This window comes from Paenibacillus xanthanilyticus (assembly GCF_042682185.1).
Taxonomy (GTDB): domain Bacteria; phylum Bacillota; class Bacilli; order Paenibacillales; family Paenibacillaceae; genus Paenibacillus_Z; species Paenibacillus_Z xanthanilyticus.
In genome coordinates this window covers 1,518,848-1,535,192 of sequence record NZ_JBHUHA010000001.1, presented here as the reverse complement: position 1 = coordinate 1,535,192, position 16,345 = coordinate 1,518,848, and the positions used below count along the sequence as shown (strand labels likewise).

12 protein-coding genes and 1 other annotated feature are annotated in these 16,345 nt (G+C 55.7%); of the genes, 10 read left to right on the top strand and 2 right to left on the bottom strand.

Annotation, left to right across the window (positions count from 1 at the left end; genetic code table 11):
* Positions 1–7: 7 nt before the first annotated feature.
* Complete coding sequence (locus ACFSKT_RS06280) at positions 8–1,708, top strand: methyl-accepting chemotaxis protein (protein WP_377718140.1); 1,701 nt, start codon at positions 8–10, stop codon at positions 1,706–1,708.
* A 323-nt stretch (positions 1,709–2,031) separates the two neighbouring features.
* Here ACFSKT_RS06280 and ACFSKT_RS06275 read toward each other — a convergent pair whose 3' ends face one another.
* On the bottom strand, positions 2,032–3,090 hold the full coding sequence (locus ACFSKT_RS06275) for a glycoside hydrolase family 15 protein (protein WP_377718139.1): 1,059 nt from the start codon (positions 3,088–3,090) through the stop codon (positions 2,032–2,034).
* A 343-nt stretch (positions 3,091–3,433) separates the two neighbouring features.
* On the opposite strand from ACFSKT_RS06275, the gene ACFSKT_RS06270 reads away from it, so the two are divergent.
* The 4 genes from ACFSKT_RS06270 to ACFSKT_RS06255 all read left to right on the top strand — a co-directional run bounded on the left by ACFSKT_RS06270 (position 3,434) and on the right by ACFSKT_RS06255 (position 7,535).
* The gene (locus ACFSKT_RS06270; protein WP_377718138.1) at positions 3,434–4,375 is read left to right on the top strand and encodes a methylenetetrahydrofolate reductase; all 942 of its coding nucleotides are present in this window, start codon (positions 3,434–3,436) and stop codon (positions 4,373–4,375) included.
* A 145-nt stretch (positions 4,376–4,520) separates the two neighbouring features.
* Positions 4,521–4,756 (top strand) — a binding site (T-box leader).
* Between the two features lie 198 nt (positions 4,757–4,954).
* A complete protein-coding gene (locus ACFSKT_RS06265) occupies positions 4,955–6,520 on the top strand; it encodes a 2-isopropylmalate synthase (protein WP_377718137.1) in 1,566 nt (521 codons plus the stop codon).
* 396 nt (positions 6,521–6,916) lie between these two features.
* On the top strand, positions 6,917–7,105 hold the full coding sequence (locus ACFSKT_RS06260) for a sporulation protein Cse60 (protein ID WP_377718136.1): 189 nt from the start codon (positions 6,917–6,919) through the stop codon (positions 7,103–7,105).
* Between the two features lies 1 nt (position 7,106).
* A complete protein-coding gene (locus ACFSKT_RS06255; protein WP_377718135.1) occupies positions 7,107–7,535 on the top strand; it encodes a GreA/GreB family elongation factor in 429 nt (142 codons plus the stop codon).
* 391 nt (positions 7,536–7,926) lie between these two features.
* Here the strand turns inward: ACFSKT_RS06255 and ACFSKT_RS06250 are convergent, their stop codons facing one another.
* A complete protein-coding gene (locus ACFSKT_RS06250; protein ID WP_377718134.1) occupies positions 7,927–9,078 on the bottom strand; it encodes a glycoside hydrolase family 5 protein in 1,152 nt (383 codons plus the stop codon).
* A gap of 430 nt (positions 9,079–9,508) precedes the next feature.
* Between ACFSKT_RS06250 and ACFSKT_RS06245 the strand changes: the two genes are divergently transcribed.
* The 5 genes from ACFSKT_RS06245 (at position 9,509) to ACFSKT_RS06225 (ending at position 16,160) form a co-directional block, all read left to right on the top strand.
* The gene (locus ACFSKT_RS06245) at positions 9,509–10,222 is read left to right on the top strand and encodes an ABC transporter ATP-binding protein (protein ID WP_377718133.1); all 714 of its coding nucleotides are present in this window, start codon (positions 9,509–9,511) and stop codon (positions 10,220–10,222) included.
* Positions 10,194–11,228, top strand: coding sequence for an efflux RND transporter periplasmic adaptor subunit (locus ACFSKT_RS06240; protein ID WP_377718132.1), 1,035 nt, complete (start codon positions 10,194–10,196; stop codon positions 11,226–11,228). The genes ACFSKT_RS06245 and ACFSKT_RS06240 overlap by 29 nt, the downstream gene beginning before the upstream one ends.
* A 31-nt stretch (positions 11,229–11,259) precedes the next feature.
* Complete coding sequence (locus ACFSKT_RS06235) at positions 11,260–14,127, top strand: ABC transporter permease (RefSeq protein WP_377718131.1); 2,868 nt, start codon at positions 11,260–11,262, stop codon at positions 14,125–14,127.
* 5 nt (positions 14,128–14,132) lie between these two features.
* Positions 14,133–15,029, top strand: coding sequence for an ATP-binding cassette domain-containing protein (locus tag ACFSKT_RS06230; protein ID WP_377718130.1), 897 nt, complete (start codon positions 14,133–14,135; stop codon positions 15,027–15,029).
* Positions 15,030–15,119: 90 nt separating this feature from the next.
* Positions 15,120–16,160, top strand: a complete 1,041-nt coding sequence (locus ACFSKT_RS06225) for a substrate-binding domain-containing protein (RefSeq protein ID WP_377718129.1) — start codon at positions 15,120–15,122, stop codon at positions 16,158–16,160.
* Positions 16,161–16,345: the final 185 nt, after the last annotated feature.

The window sequence follows — 16,345 nt, the reverse complement described above, 5'->3', positions numbered from 1 at the left end:
CAACATCATGAAATTCATCGGACGCTCCCTACGAGCCAAATTAGTCGTGATGACGCTACTCATCATTGTATCGCTTCTACTTACCATATCGGCGGCGACCCGCTCTCAAATCGAAGCATCGATGCATCAGGTTTTCTCTGACCGGGTCAAGGTGGTATCGCAGCTTGGCTTCAATTGGCTGGACGCGAAATACCCCGGACCATGGTCGGAGAAGGACGGCGTCTTGTACAAAGGGACGACGCGCATGAACGATAACGTTGAATTCCCGGATCAAATGAGCCAGATAACCGGCGGCGCGGTCACCCTTTTTCTCGGCGACACCCGCGTGACGACCAATCTCATGCAAGAAGGCAAGCGGATCATCGGAACGAAGGCGGACTCGCGCATTGCCCAGCAGGTGCTTCAGCATAACGAGCCGTATCTGGGCGAAGCAAAGGTTGCGGGGACGGATTATCTGACTTACTATGTTCCGCTCCAAGACGAGCAGGGCAAGACGATTGGGATGTGGTTAGTGGGACCGAAAATAGCCGTCATCCAGAAGCATGTCGCCGCTTCGATTAAGATGATCTTCCTCTACGCCGGCATTGGCAGCGTGATTGCAGTCGCTCTTTGCTTTGTGTTCCTGCGTCGGATTCTTCGGCCGCTGAAGTGGATGGAATTGCAGCTGAAGGACATCGCGGACGGCGAAGGGGACTTGACCCGCCACATCCAAACGAACAGCAAGGATGAGATTGGTCGTCTGGCCGGCTCGTATAACAAGATGCTGGAGAAACTCCGGGACATGCTCGTACGGATCGGCGAAACGTCCGATCAGGTAGCGGCCTCCTCGGTCCAGCTGGCCGTCAGCGCAGATCAAACCGGTAAAGCGACCGAGCATATCGCCGTAACCGTCCAACAAGCGGCGGCAGTCGCAGATGCCCAAAGCGCCGAGACGGCTGCAGGACTTACGATGATGCAAGCGCTGACCGGCGAGCTGACAAGCGTCAACCAGTATGCCGCCGAGGTAACCGACAATTCGCGGCAGGCGGCCGATCGCGCCGAGAAAGGCCGGCTTGTGGTGGAGCAAGCGAATCACCATATGGAGGATGTTCAGACGAAAGTCGCGACGCTCAACGAAGCGATGATCCGGCTGCAGGAGCGTTCCGCAGCGATCGGCGGCTGCGTAGACGCGATCGCCGAAATTTCGGCGCAGACGAATCTTCTCGCCCTAAATGCGGCAATCGAGTCTGCGCGTGCAGGGGAGCATGGCAAAGGTTTTGAGGTTGTCGCGCATGAGGTCAAGAAGCTTGCCGAGCAGTCGGCACGCTCCGCTCAGCAAATCAATGGCATCATCCTTGATTCGCAGCGCGAAACGCAAGCCATGATGGCCGTCGTGCAGTCGGTTTACGGTGAGGTCGCTCAAGGGGCGGCTGCGGTCGTGCAAGCGAATGAGGTGTTCCGCGACATTCACCACTCCGTTCATACCGTATCGAAGCAGATCGAACACATCAATCGTTCGGCGGCAGCCATGACTCGGGAGTCGTCTCGCATATTGAGTACAATTCAATCGATTTCGATTTCAGCCGAGCAAGCAGCAGGCGGTGCCCAGAATGCTTCCGCCGCGACGGAAGAGCAGCTGGCGTCCATGGAGGAAATCCAAGCCTCGGCCGCCTCGCTGTCCCATATGGCTGAGGAGCTGCAAGTCTTGATCGGTCGATTCATCGTTTGATCGTCGAGTGTACCAGGAGCAGTTTGCCCTTGCGGCAGGCTGCTCTTCGTCATTCCGCGAAAGGGCCGGATCAAGGAACCGTGAATAAGCTTCTCCGGAACAAGACACCCTATTTGCTGAGATTGGGAATATCCGGAGGCCCATGGACAATTTCAGAAATCAATTTCGTAACCTTATCGCCTGTTGGTCCATGGCGTTCCCCGGATTCGGGCATTGGCAATCACGAGATCGTAACGTACGACGTTCAATACGACATGTGCTTGCAGCGAAGCCCCGCATTCTCCTTCTCGAATGCGGGGCTTCATCTGCGAGCTTCGTTTAGATTAAGAGCTCAAGGCCTCTTTGGCCAAAATGTACATGGCATTCGACCAGCCTAAAGGCGTATTCGTATTAAACTTGCTGGAGTTGGCATAATAAAGCTCTGGTAAAGAGCCATCCTCCAGCATGACCGCTTCGAAACGCTCCATGTAAAATCTCGCTTTCTCCAATTGGCCGAGCTTCATGTAACTCAGAGCAAGGAAACCAAAGCCGAATGTCCACTCAGCTTCCGTTCCGACGTAGAAGGAGCGCGAACGTCCTCTGCCATGCTCTGCTTCTAAAGTCGAATAATAACTGTCGCCGATATAGCGAAGAATGCCGTTGTTTCTTGCCAGGTGCTTTTCCGTTTGATTCAGGATCACCTGCGCCATTTCACCGACGAATACCCCGAACGGGTAGATGAGCGTCAATTGCGCCAAGTCATACTTACGCGTTTTGGTCTCGTAGGGAAACAGTTCATACAGCGTCTCCATGCCTTTCTCGATCATCGAGTCGGGTACGTCCACGATACCCTGCACTGATTTTAGCGCAGCCACGCAAGCCCCGACCGACGAGGAGCGAACCTCTTCATACTCTTCCCATATGCCATTGTCCGGATCTTCCCAGAATTGCACGCATTCCAGATAGCGAACGAGCTTCTGGACGATCTCTCGATCTTTCTCGTCGCGAAGCATCTTCTTACCGCGCTTCATCCCCTCGCCGATGCCGAAGAGAATGGCGGCCGTCGCGTCATGCTGCTTGTTGCCCCATTCGGATTCAACCTCTCGAACGGTATCCGCGGTATACCGAGGATGCATGTATTCATGTTTGTAGACGGGCTTTTGTTTCGTATGGATGTCTAGCTTCCATTCGTAGTCGCGAAAAATATCCAAGATGCGGTAATACGTATTTTCGTATCGGTTGCAGCTTTTATCGAGGTAAGGGAGGACCTCATAGAACGTGTCTCGCAGCCAAATGAAATTATAGTCACTCGACGAGGAGGCCACATATAGGCCGTTCGGCAGCCGTAAACGGTCTAGAATGTCATACGATTGCGCGACGCGTTTGTCTTGCGTGGTCAACATGCTTGTCACCTTCTTAAGTAATATGGAGGAAATCCGCAGGGAGTGACGTTACGCTTGTACACAAATGCTGAGCTTAGCAGGTTATGTCATTTTTATCGGAAGTTCGGTCATAAATGTGAAGATAGGATGGCCGATGTGCGGGATTCTTTTCTTCTTACAGAAATGCTGGTTATAGCTAAAAGCTATATCCAGATATAACTTTTTGGAAACACCGACAGTCGAGCACCTATGCTATCTTACTAGAAGGAGCCATGCGGCATCGCCGCTTTATTCGGCAGCTTGTTAAGATTACGTGAACCTATATCCGATAGATACATAAGGGAACGATGGGGGAGGAATTCCAATGTTTAGAGAATCGATCATGACCAAGAAAACCGGAATCATCACATACGGGATGACGCCGCCGAAAGCGTCGCATACGGCCGAGAAAATCGCGGAAATCTCGCAGAAACAAATGGAACGGCTGCGAAACGTAAAGCTGGACGCGTTAATTCTGTATGACGTGCAGGAGGAATCCGACCGCATTGAAGAAGAGCGTCCATTTCCCTATATGGCGATGCTGGATCCCGAGACGTATAGCGAGCAGTACTTGCATGAGCTGGATATTCCCAAAATCATCTATCGCTGCGTCGGCAAATATTCGGAAGCAGAGTTGACGGATTGGCTGAAGAGAGGCGAAGACAAGGACCGCTACAGCGTATTCGTCGGCGCCTCCTCGAGCCAGCAGCAGGTGAGGCTTGAACTAGCCGATGCCTACAAGCTTAGCCGTGAGCATGCCAGCAGTCTCACGTTCGGTGGGGTTATTATTCCGGAACGCCATATGAAGAAGAACGACGAACATCTGCGCGTCGTGAATAAGATCAAGCAGGGCTGCAGCTTCTTCGTATCGCAGGCGACGTACAATGTCGAAGCCTCGAAGAACTTCCTCTCCGACTATTATCATTATTGCAACGAGCATGAGCTCGAGATGGTCCCGATCCTGTTCAATCTGGCCCCTTGCGGCTCGACGAAGACGCTCGAATTCATGAAGTGGCTGGGCATCAGCATCCCGCGCTGGCTGGAGAACGAGCTGAAGTATTCGACGGACGTCCTGGACAAATCGATCCGGTTGACGAATAAAATTTTCGAGGAATTGCTGGAGTTTGGTCTGGAGAAAGGGATCCCGGTCGGCTGCAGCGTAGAGAGCGTGTCCACGCGCAAGGTCGAGATCGAAGCCTCCATTCAGATGGTGAGCGATATTAAGGCGATGATCGACAAGAAGCGCCTGGTCGAGATCTTGACATAGCGGTGTTGGATAACCCGCGACAACGCCATTGCCGCGTGAAAGCGAGAGCCGCATCGTTGCGGCTCTTTTTTGCGGCCAAACTGCCTAACCTAAGACGCTTGACAACGATTCATTTCATGGCTATACTTACCAGTAATTTCAAATTCCAAATGTGCCGATTAGAATTAGTAGAAGTAAAGCGACCTTTCAGAGAGCCGTTGGTTGGTGCGAAACGGCAGCGTCGATTGCTTTGAACTCGTCTATGAACAGTTTTCCTGATCATGTAGGGAAAACCGGGATTCCGCCGTTACAAGGATAGATGGTGATGGCCATCGAAGGAGTTCATTTCACCCCAGTGAAGTGATATTAGAGTGGTACCGCGGGTTCAACCTCGTCTCTATTGCAGAGACGGGGTTTTTTTGACATATAGGAAAGTATAAGTTTCACGCTTATACTTCGGCCTCTATGTCTCCGGAATGAAACGCGCCCCGCCGTTACAACACGGCGATAGCCGTTTCACCTTGTTGGCGAAATTCCGGGTTTCGTCAACCCCGCTTTATATAGATTAATCCAATTCCTAACATTCGAGGAGGCGTTTCAATGCAAAATCGCAATATTATGGTGCTGGACACTACCTTACGCGACGGGGAGCAAGTGCCCGGAGCGAAATTAAATAAGCAGCAAAAGGTTGAATTCGCGCAGCAGCTAAAACGACTGAAGGTCGACATTATCGAGGCGGGCTTCCCGGCCTCCTCCCAAGGGGATTTCCAAGCCGTGCGCGAAATCGCCCGCATCGTGGGAGACAGCGTGTCCATCACGGCATTGGGCCGTGCGGTAAAAAGCGATATCGACGCGGTGTACGAGAGCATTCGAATCGCGCAGCAGCCGTTGATTCATATCGTCCTCGGGGCCTCGAATATTCATGTGGAGAAGAAGTTTAACCGCTCCAAGGAAGCCGTCTTGCAGATGGGGGTAGATGCGGTTCGTTATGCCAAAACCTTGCTGCCGCAGGTGCAGTATTCCACGGAGGATGCTTCGAGAGCGGATTTCGAATATTTGTGGAGCACCATCGAGGCGGTCGTGAAGGCCGGCGCGACGATCATTAACGTCCCCGATACCGTCGGATTCGCGGAACCGGAGGAGTTCGGCGAGCTGATCCGCAAGGTGAACGAACGGCTGAAGAACGTGAACCACGAGGTCCTGCTCAGCGTCCATTGCCATAATGACCTGGGACTTGCGACGGCCAATACGCTGAGCGCGATCAAGAACGGCGCCGACAAAATCGAATGCACGATCAACGGCCTGGGCGAGCGGGCAGGCAACACCTCGCTCGAAGAGGTCGTCATGGCGCTGAAGGTCCGGGAGGCGCGTTACCAATGCCGAACGGCTATCGAAACGACCGAGCTGCTGCGAACGTCGCGTCTGTTGACGTACTTGACGGGTCTGGATGTCCAGGTGAACAAGGCCATTACCGGAGAGAATGCGTTCGCCCACTCCTCGGGTATTCATCAGGACGGCTTGCTCAAAGATAAACAGGTGTATGAGATCATGTCGCCGGAAGAGGTGGGGGCAGATAGCATGGAGCTGGTGTTAACGGCCCGCTCCGGCCGCCATGCCTTTAAGCATGCGGTGCAGCAATTGGGCTTTGATCCCGGCACTGGCGAGGAGCTGGAGCAGCTGTTCCAGAAGTTCCTCGAGTTGGCGGACGCCAAGAAGGAAGTGTACGATCACGACCTGTTCTACCTGGTTACGGAGCATCGGGAACAGGCGGGCGGCAGCGGGCGGCTTTTCGAGTTGAAGTCGTTCCAAGTCGTGACCAACGACGAGTGCCCGACCGCGGCTTTAACGCTGCTTAAAGGCGACCTGGTGCTTAAGGGGAGCGCCGTCGGAGACGGTCCGATCGATGCCTTATATCGCGGGATCAAGACGCTGACGAATCTCGACGTCAGTTTGAAGCATTATAAAATCAACAGCATCTCCAGGGGCGCCGAAGCCGTCGGAAGGGTCAACATTCAGCTAGAATACGGCGGCAAGATTTATTCGGGACGCGCGATGGATACCGATATCATCAAAGCCAGCGCCCAGGCCTTCTTGAACGGGATAAACGCGGCCTTGCTGGATACGGCCAACGACCAGGACGGTCGCGATGACCGATTAAGCAGCTAGGAACGACAACATTAGCCCCGACGCGATGGCAGCCGAACGGCCGGTCGGCTGCCGCCCGTGTTCGAGGGATGCAACCATGCGGCCTAGCGTATGGACGAATGCAATCGACAATCGATTTTGCTATTTGTCTGAATAGATGACATCTGATGGTTATTACATCCATATTTGTTGACATTTTACAATGACGGTGCCATAATCATGCTAAGCTTTTACATGGAGTGTACCCATAAAACAAAGCAATAGAGGCATTCCGATCGGTCTATCCGTCGGAGTGCCTTTGTGCTTATTTATTGGATTTTACATTTAATGTATAAGTCAATCCGAATTCCCGGGAGGTGCTTGTACAGTTCTGCAGCTTTAGATTACAGATCAATTATGGAAAGGAATGCACGCGGCATGATTCAAGTAAAAACGTTCGCGGACACGTTATCCCGCCAAGCCACAGATGATGCAAATGAATTTTTATCCACGATCGAGCCTGACCAATTCGTCGATCTGAAGTTCTCGATCATTGAATGCGAACATCCATTTCTTATGAAACAGCGTCATATTGCCATCATCTACAGAACCAAACAAGGAGGCTAGCATGAACAATTTTGAAGTAAGGGAATATATTCTTCGGCAGCTGGTTCACTTGGAAGAATCCAAAAAAACGATGCTAGATGCCTATTTTCCGCTGCCTGACCGTCATGCGGAACGAAAGTCGACCGAGATTCTGTTCGGGCGGTACGTTCATCGTATCGAAAAACTGCTATTTTGTTTGACGCATGAGCCGGATTTCCAATTAACCTTTGTCGTGATCGACAGCACCGTCACGATTCGCGACAAGCGCTCTCAGGTTCTCGAGCGCTACAAGATTTGTTATCCGGACAAGGCGGATATCGATGCGGGATGCATTTCATTTTTGTCGCCGCTCGGTAGACAGTTATTGTTGTCGCCGATCTATTCGACCGTTCAAGTCGCGTTACCGGGCGGCGAATGCGAGTATACGGTGGAACGCATTACCGTGCCTTGAACCAAGTCTTCAAACGTCCGGAACGACAGGAGGCCGGTATTCTTGAGACTAGCGAATGGGAACAGGCAGCGGTCCCAAAAAGGGACCGCTATTATGATTTGTTTCTATGGCTTTCCGTTCTGTCGATTCCACTGCTGTTGCTTATGCTTATCGGCGCTTATTCTCATTGGTTTGGTCTTCATATCCGTTAACTGGGGGTCATGATGCGAATGGTATCTATGTTGGATGCTCGATTATTACACGCATGGGGGAGTATCTACGATGAGCCGTAGGCGCCCGAAGAGAGTGGCGAACTAGATTGTCGGAGACGTAAGGGGACCCGAGAGCCATCGCAATGATGACTTTCGGGTCCCCTTAGTTGTCATGGGACTAACGCGTGCATGCGGATCATTTATTCAACCGCACGGCCGATCAGCGCCTCGTGCAGCTCGCGGTTCCATTGGGCGCGTTCCCGGTTATACACCCCGAAGCCGGACCCAAACTCCCAGTACGCCCAGGAGATGCTCCGTTTCTCCGCCTCGCTGCGAACGAATTCGGTCCAGCGAACGCGCGATTCCATGTCCGCTTTGGAGTAGGCGCCGAATTCGCCTAACCAGAGAGGACGGCCTTGTTCTTTGCTCCAAGCGGCGGCTTGGTCGAGATCGCGCATCACTTGTTCCCGGCCGGCCGGATTGTATTCAGGCGGCTGCTTGTTATAGTCTTCGAACCAACGATGGACCCACGTCACTCGATCGGCGGCTTCTGCTGCCTGAACCTCGCTCGCGGGCGGACCTGGCCAAGTCAAGCCGGTCGTGCTTGTCTCTGCCCCGTTCCATTCCGCCCCTTGATGGGTGAATAAGAAGGGCTCATAGTAGTGGAACGTCACGATTGCATTCTTCTCTTCCTCCGGCACGTGGAGCGCAGGTAAGCCGCGAATGCCGCCCCATTCGGAAGTTCCGATGACGAGGGTATGCCGACGATCGATGCCTCGGATGGTCTGGATCGCTTCGGCCAGCAGGTCGTTCCAAGACGATGCGTCGAGATTGCCATGCGGCTCGTTGAGCGGCTCGAAATAGACGGAGAGCGGCCGATCCTTGTACCGCTGCGCCAGCTGTTCCCATATCCGCAAGAATCGCGCCTTGTGTTCGGCCGGCGCTTCGAATAGCTCATCGTAATGGTGAATATTGATCACCGCATTCAATCCGTGGGACTCGGCTTGGTCGAGGACCCAATCCACGCGCTGCGCAAACGTCTCGTCGAGCGCGTAGGGAGGTTCCGCGGACGCATGGGCCGACCATTTGATCGGAACGCGAACCGTATCGAAACCGCCCTCCGCGATGAGTCCAAAATACGCTTCCTGCAAGGTGAGTCCCCATTCGCCTTCCCGGGGGGCATCAAGCGCATTGCCCAAATTAACGCCTTTGCCCAATCGCTCGGCTTGCTGGAATGGATCGGGTACCGCGTCATCCGAAAGCTTATTCGTATTCGTATTCGTATTCGACGTGCAGGATGCGAGAAGCAGGGGCACCAAGAGCAAGACTAGCGCTGAAGCGCGCATGTTCATATCCGCCATCTCCTTAACGGTCGCAAGTCATTCCTAAGGTCTTCAATATTGTAAGCCTTTTCATGACTATTGGTATTCGACGTGATGGATATTTATCCTCTCCCATAGAAAATGTTTTGTTCTTTATAAATGAAAATCATCGAAACGTGTTTGGTGACGTTAGGTGCGTATGTGCAAGCGTACGATGGCGAAATTCTCATGTTGCGGTCTGTTTATTCGCGGATTTTAGCGTGGATGCACGTATTTTAGACGGGCTTCCGAGGATGGGAGAAGCAAGGGCATTTCACAATGAATAATAACAGATTCATTCCTTCACAAAAAAACATTGCGCTAAAATCGTTATTTGTTATGATGGTAATGTAAGCGCATCCATAAGATTGCGGCACGCGAAAGCCAATCATCGCCGCAGCCGAAGAATGGGAGTGAGGAGATGGACGGGACGGGGAAGTCCGGCGCGCCGCTGCTGGAGGCTCGCGGCGTCACGCGGGTGTTCGGCAAGGGAAACGGCGCGGTTACGGCCCTCCGAGGCGCAACGCTCAGCGTCGGCCAAGGCCGGTTGATTGCCTTGAAGGGACGGTCGGGATCCGGCAAGACGACGCTGCTGAATATTATGGCAGCGCTTGACGCGCCGACGGAAGGCGTCATCTATTACGGTGACAGGGACGGCAGCAAGATGACCGACCGGCAGAAGAACGAGATGCGCAGACGCGAGATCGGGCTTATCTTCCAGTCCTTCGCGCTTGTACCGTATATGACCGCATTCGAGAACGTCGATTTCGGTCTTCGCATCGCCGGCATTCCGGCGCCGGAGCGGAAGAAGCTGGCCGAAGAGGCGCTCGCGTTCGTCGGGTTGGCCGGCCGCATGCATCACATGCCTCCGGAGCTCTCGGGCGGCGAGCAGCAGCGGACGGCCATTGCTCGCGCGATCGCCCATAAGCCGAGGCTGATTCTGGCCGACGAACCGACGGCGGAATTGGATTCGCGAATGGGGAAGCAAGTCATGCACGTCTTCCGCGAGCTCGTCCGGTCGGAAGGAATCGCCATTGTGATGACCACGCACGACCCGCACATTATGGAACTGGTGGACGACGTATATGCATTGGAGGATGGTCGTATTGGATCGGAAAGCAGCAAGGAAGCTTAACCGTCGTTTATATGCGGCCGTCATGCTCGTAGCCGCCGCCGCGGCGTCAAGCGGCTGCAGCCTTCTGCCGCAGGAGCAGGCTCCGCTGAAGCCGCCGCTCGTCAAGCCGGCGCAGACCGAAGCGCGGACGGTCGACGCGAAGCTGGGCAGCATCGCAAGACAGATCTCGGGTTCGGGCACCTTCGTGCCCAACAACGTGAAGTATTACCAATTCCGGGAAGGCGGCGTGATCGACAGCCTCGGCGTACGGGCAGGAACCGTCGTCAAGAAAGGCGACGTGCTCGCGACATTGGAGAATGAGGGCGTCGACGTCGAGCTGCTCCAGCGGGAGCTGGAATACGAACGTAAGCGCCTTGCCCTGGAAGAGGCGGTCAAGGGCGGCAGCGGGAGGCAGATCAAGATCGCACGGCTCGATTACCGGCTGGCGGAGCTGCTGTTCGAGAAGACGAAGGCGAAGGTTGCCGCCTCGATCCTTACGGCGGAAGCGGATGGCATCGTGTCTTACTTCACCGACTTGATGCCCGGCGACCGGGCGGAGCCCGGCCGCGTGCTGGCCGCGATTGCCGATCCGCAAGCGATTCGGCTGGCATTGACGACGAACAATAATCCCGTGCTCGCCGACATTAAAGTGGGCATGGCGGCGGAGGCGACGTTCCAAGGCAAGGTCTACGCGGGCAAGGTGACGCAGACGCCCGCTTCCGCTCCGCAGACGGACGACGACAGGCTGCGCGAGGAATACGCCCGCACGTTATATGTCGAATTGGACTCCTTGCCACCGGATGCGGCGCTGGGCAAGATGGCCGACATCGTAATTGTCGCCGCGCGGCGGGATAACGTGATCGTCGTGCCGAAGGCCGGCGTGCGCACGTATTTCGGACGCACCTTCGTGCAGGTGCTGGACGGCGAGCGGCGCAAGGAGCTGGATGTCGAGATCGGCCTGGAGACCGCGACGGAATACGAGATCGTCCAGGGCGTCGAGGACGGGATGAAGATCATTCTACAGTAAGTCATGTGGGGAAACGAGGGAGCGTTAAGCCATGTCCGTTCTCATCATGTTGTTCCGCAAGCTGGCAAGAAATCGCTGGCTGGCCGCCAGCCTGCTCGCGGGGATGCTTTGCTGCATCGCACTGACATCCAGCATGCCGATCTATAAGAACGCCGTGCTTCGCTACATGCTGGTCCAGGATATGGACCGCAGCTATGCGGGAACGGGCATTCATCCGGGCGTCGTCTCCATTGACATCACGATGCGCGATGACGACCCCCGAATTCAGAAGGCCGTTAGGGACCGGCTGGACGCGTACTGGGCGGCCAACGTCGCGGACGGCAGTCTGAAGCTACTGCTTGACCAGCGCAGCATGGAGACCGTCCGTTTCGAGCTTACGCCGGCCGACCCGACGCGCGCCGACGCGGAAGAGAAGCGTTCGGCCAAATTCGCCGCCCGTACCGGGCTCGAAGGAAAGGTGCGCGTCGTGGACGGCGTCCTCCCCAAGAAGGAGCCTGTCAACGGCGTCTATGAAGCGATGGTGACAGACAATGCGCTTGTCGAGCTGAACATGCTGCTCGGCCAGGAATATATCATCGAGGATCCGAGACCGGATAGGCAGCCGATTCGCGTGAAGCCCGTCGCGGTCATCGCGGAGAATGACTTGAGCGACGTGTATTGGAGCCGCGCCAGCCTTGGTCCCGAGCGCAGCACGCTATTTCTGCCGGAGGAGCTGTTCAAGCGCGATTTTGCGGAGGAAGGTCCGTTCGTCTTCGCGAAGATCGGAGCGCTGGCGGCGGCCGATTATACGACGTTCGACATCCGGACGGCCGAACGCTTGATCGCACTCAAATCGAACATGACGGCCGACATGCTGGGAACTTATAATTTCTCCGTCAGTTCATCGGTGTGGGTGCCCGGCAGCGACGCCATGACCGCGTATGCCGACCGGGAGCAGACGCTTCGCCATTTGCTCTGGTCGCTCAACGTGCCGTTGTTCATCCTGATCGGCTTCTATCTCTATATGGTCACAGGGATGCTGATCGAGCGGCAAAAGTCCGAGATCGCCGTCCTTCGCAGCCGCGGCGCGACAAGATGGCATATCATGTCCGTCTACGCGATGGAATTCGGACTTATCGCGTCCGTCGCGCTGGCGGCAGGTCCTGCTCTGGGCGCGGCGTTCACGCGGATGCTCGGTTCGACCAGCACGTTCTTGAACTTCGTGGATCGCGGCGCGCTTGCGGTGCAAATATCCGCCGAAAGCTGGCTGTATGCGGGCGGGGCCGCGGTAGCCGCTTGGTTCGTCGGGTTGGTTCCGGTCTTCTTGGCGACCGGCAAGTCGATCGTCGATCAGAACCGCGCCAAGGCGCGAGAGGGGAAACGTCCGGCCTGGCAGACGTTCGGCCTGGACATCGTGCTGCTTGGCCTCTCGTTCTATGGCTATTACATCTATCAGCAGCGAATGCGCGATTTGGTGAAGCTCGGATTGGACGGACAGTCGCTGTCGGCGGACCCGCTGCTCTATACGGTGCCAACGCTCTTCATTCTCGGCGCGAGCCTGCTGCTCATTCGGGCCTACCCGCTCCTGGTGTCGATGCTCTATCGGTTCGGCAGGAAGCGGTGGGCGCCGCAGCTTTATTCCGCGCTGCTGCTGGTCAGCCGGCGCAATCGGCTGTACCACGGTCTGATGGTGTTCCTCGTGCTAACCATCGGCACGGGCATCTATAACGCGAACACGGCCCGCACGATCAACGGCAACATGGAGGATCAGATCTGGTATGCCAAGGGCAGCGACATCGTGCTGCGCCAACATTGGGCGAGCGACGCCCCGCCGCCTACAGCCCCCGGTCAGGCCGGACCGGATCAACAGACGGCCACCGCCACGCGCATCAATTATCTGGAGCCGCCGCTGGCCATGATCGAGCAGCTTCCCGGCGTCGAACGGGCGGCGAGAGTGTTCGTGAAGGAACAATCGGACGCATGGCTCGGCAACAAGAGCGGCAAGGTGCGGCTGATGGGCATCGATACCGACGCGTTCGGCGAAGCCGCATGGATGAAGGAGGGGCTGCTGCCGCATCACTTCTACGATTATCTGAATCTGATCGCGCCCGATGCGAGCGCGGTGCTGCTGTCTAGATCGGCGGCCGATCATTTCGGCGCGCAGATCGGCGATGTCATGGACGTCGGCTGGGAAGGGCTGCGGCCGACGCGGTTCGTCGTCTACGGGATCGTGGACTACTTCCCGACCTTTAATCCGAATCGCGCGGCGGTCGAGGAATCGCCGGATAATGGGAATCCGATGCTGATCGTCGGCCATCTCGAGAAGATCCAGAGTGAGCTGGCGATGGAGCCTTACGACGCCTGGATCAAGGTGGCGCGCGGGGCGGACCGTCGGCAGCTGCTTGCGGCCATCGAAGAGAAGGGCATCGCGCTGGAGAAATTCGAGGATACGATCGGCGAAATCGCGCAGAGCCGTCTCGATCCGTTCCGCATGGCAATTAACGGCGTCATGAGCCTCGGCTTCATCGTGTCGCTTGTCATCAGTTTTATCGGGTTCATGCTTTTCTGGCTGCTGTCTTTGCAAGGACGCATGCTGCAGCTCGGGATCTACAGAGCCATGGGGATCTCGTTCCGCCAGCTTCTCGGGATGCTGATCGTCGAGCAATTGCTGACGACGGGCGCGGGTTTCCTGATCGCGATCGCAACCGGATTGGCGGCGTGCCGCATATTCGTGCCGCTCTATCAGCTCTCCTTTGATCCCGGACGAATCGTGCCGCCGTTCGAAGTCATCTCGGATCACGCCGACATCGTTCGGCTTGCGGCCGCGACGTGCATCATGCTTGCCGCCGCGCTCCTTATTCTCGCCTGGTTGCTGAAACGAATGAACATCTATCAAGCGGTCAAGTTGGGGGAGGATTGAGAGCGATGATCGTCTGCGAGAACCTCGTGAAGATCTACAAGACGAGCGAGATCGAAGTGATGGCGCTTCAGGGACTGAACCTGCAGGTACAGCAAGGCGAGATGATGGCGATCATCGGCAACTCGGGCAGCGGCAAGTCGACGCTGATGAATATGCTGGGGGGGCTGGATCGTCCGTCGGCCGGGCGCCTTGCCGTCGACGGCATCGACATGCTGAAACTGACGGATCGAGAGCTTTCGCGTTATAAGCGCGAGACGGTCGGTTTCGTCTGGCAGAATAAGGCCCGGAACCTGATTCCCTATTTGACGGCAAGGGAAAATGTCGAAATTCCGATGCTCCTGCATGACCGGAAGAAGAAGCGCCAGCGCGCCGCCGAATTATTGGAGGCGGTGGGACTAGGCCACCGCCTTCATAACCGGCTCGAGGAGCTGTCCGGAGGCGAGCAGCAGCGGGTCGCGATCGCGATCGCGCTCGCGAACCGCCCGAAGCTGCTGCTGGCCGACGAACCGACCGGCGCGCTCGACACGCGCACGTCGGCTCAAGTGATGCAGCTGCTGCGCAGCCTGAATGCCGACTTGGGATTGACGATCGTCATCGTGACGCATGATCTCGATCTCGCCAAGCAGGTCGCCCGCGTCGTCGAGATTCGCGACGGGCGCACCTCGTCGGAGAGGATTCGCCGGGCGGAAGAGACCGAAGCCGCGGAAGGGTCCGCAGGTGAAGCCCAATCGGAAGACACGCATATCGAATATGCCGTTATGGACCGAACCGGACGCATCCAAGTGCCGGAACATTACCTGGAAGCGGTAGGCGCGAGGAATGCCGATAAAGTGCTGCTGCGGCTGGAGGATGACAAGATCGTACTGCAGCCGGCACGCCGGGAGCCTCATGGAAAAATGTGAGATTCGGCGTTTGATTCGACAAATTTTCTGCTATTATAGGGAAGAGGAGTTGGCAGAACCTACGAAAATTAGTCGGATTGGATGATTGATATGAGAGGGAAAGTAACCATTCAAGAAATCGCCGACATGGCGGGCGTATCGAAATTCGCGGTGTCGCGCGCGCTTACCGGAAAAGCAGGGGTTAGCGCAGCAACGCGGGAGATGATATATAAGGTGGCCGGACAACTCGGCTATTTCAAGAACAACGAGCCCAAGCGCGTCGCCGGCGAACTGCAAGAACCGATCGACCGGAAGCGGTCGGGAACCATCGTCGTCCTATTTCCGAATATTCGTTATCAGAACAAAGAATCCGTCTATTGGGGGCCCGTATTCGACGGCATATCGGCAAGGCTTAATCAGCTGGGCATCGATATCATGACGCTGACCGAGCCGTCCCACGATCATGTATTCGCGCTCGTGAAGCCGGAAGCGATCCGAGGCGTCATTACGGTCGGGTCCATATCCACGCCGATTCTGCTGGATATCGGTCGTCTGAATATTCCCGTCGTGATGGTCGATCACGTCGATCCGGCGTTCCCGTGCGATACCGTGTTCACGGATAACTTCAGCTGCATGCAGAATTTGACGACGAAGCTGGTTAGCAAGGGCTATCGCAAATTTCAGTTCGTCGGCAATATATCCGATGCCCAAAGTTATTTCGAACGGTGGCTCGCATTCCGGACGACGCTCGAAAGCTACGGGATTACGTTGGATCAGGATCCCCTCCTTATCGGACAGGATGCCGACGATATGTATAAATTGTTCCCTCAGCTGGATTTGAAAGAGCTGCCCGAAGTGTTTGTCTGCGCGAACGACACGACGGCTCAATACCTCGTCGACGAGCTCGGCAAACGGGATTTCAGCGTGCCGCGCGACTGTGCCGTAACGGGCTTCGATAATACGTGCGATACCCATCCGATCCTCGGCACGGTCAACGTCAATAAAGAGCTGTTGGGAATGCGGGCGGTCGACCAGATGCTATGGCGCATCGACAATCCAGAATCGGCGGTCGAGAAAAAACTGATTCAAGGCGATCCGATTATTCGGGAGCAGCATGCTTATACGCGGGACAACGTGGCGGTATCGGAGTGAAGCCATGCGGGAATGGAAAGACAAGCACGAACGATAAGGAATCGATACTCGGCTAGCCGATGTGTCGATTTTTTTTATTGGAATAGGATACGATGATGCACTTTAAACGTAAAGCGTGTCCGCGCAAGCGGACGAAAGCGAATGTCAGCACGATGTCCCTCCAAGTGCACGGACGGACAGGTTTA

Bases quoted from the DNA above. Each gene is read 5' to 3' on its own strand.
- ACFSKT_RS06280 (WP_377718140.1), top strand. From the start codon at position 8: ATGAAATTCATCGGACGCTCCCTACGAGCCAAATTAGTCGTGATGACG.
- ACFSKT_RS06275 (WP_377718139.1), bottom strand. From the start codon at position 3,090: ATGTTGACCACGCAAGACAAACGCGTCGCGCAATCGTATGACATTCTA.
- ACFSKT_RS06270 (WP_377718138.1), top strand. From the start codon at position 3,434: ATGTTTAGAGAATCGATCATGACCAAGAAAACCGGAATCATCACATAC.
- ACFSKT_RS06265 (WP_377718137.1), top strand. From the start codon at position 4,955: ATGCAAAATCGCAATATTATGGTGCTGGACACTACCTTACGCGACGGG.
- ACFSKT_RS06260 (WP_377718136.1), top strand. From the start codon at position 6,917: ATGATTCAAGTAAAAACGTTCGCGGACACGTTATCCCGCCAAGCCACA.
- ACFSKT_RS06255 (WP_377718135.1), top strand. From the start codon at position 7,107: ATGAACAATTTTGAAGTAAGGGAATATATTCTTCGGCAGCTGGTTCAC.
- ACFSKT_RS06250 (WP_377718134.1), bottom strand. From the start codon at position 9,078: ATGAACATGCGCGCTTCAGCGCTAGTCTTGCTCTTGGTGCCCCTGCTT.
- ACFSKT_RS06245 (WP_377718133.1), top strand. From the start codon at position 9,509: ATGGACGGGACGGGGAAGTCCGGCGCGCCGCTGCTGGAGGCTCGCGGC.
- ACFSKT_RS06235 (WP_377718131.1), top strand. From the start codon at position 11,260: ATGTCCGTTCTCATCATGTTGTTCCGCAAGCTGGCAAGAAATCGCTGG.
- ACFSKT_RS06230 (WP_377718130.1), top strand. From the start codon at position 14,133: ATGATCGTCTGCGAGAACCTCGTGAAGATCTACAAGACGAGCGAGATC.
- ACFSKT_RS06225 (WP_377718129.1), top strand. From the start codon at position 15,120: ATGAGAGGGAAAGTAACCATTCAAGAAATCGCCGACATGGCGGGCGTA.